Annotated in this window: 1 protein-coding gene; it reads left to right on the top strand. The window is 47.4% G+C overall.

Annotation, left to right across the window (positions count from 1 at the left end):
- On the top strand, positions 1-211 hold a 211-nt coding region (locus WFZ86_RS20350; protein WP_342693646.1), incomplete at both ends, for a hypothetical protein.

The following is a 211-nucleotide window of genomic DNA, read 5'->3' as shown; positions in this document are numbered from 1 at the left end:
CTTCAACCCGTTGCCAAGGAGCAGGAGCAGTAACCACTACTACCACAGCTACGAATTCAACAGGTATTACCTATAGTTTAGATGCCGCTTCATTAACAGCCGGCAATAGTATAAACGCATCCACAGGCGAGGTTACCTATGTAGCAGGTTGGTCAGGAAGTACAACAATTACAGCAAGCGCTGCAGGATGTAACGGTCCTGTTACCACTAC

This window comes from Flavobacterium polysaccharolyticum (assembly GCF_038739875.1).
Classification (GTDB): Bacteria; Bacteroidota; Bacteroidia; order Flavobacteriales; family Flavobacteriaceae; genus Flavobacterium; species Flavobacterium polysaccharolyticum.
This window is presented reverse-complemented; position numbering and strand designations above follow the sequence as displayed.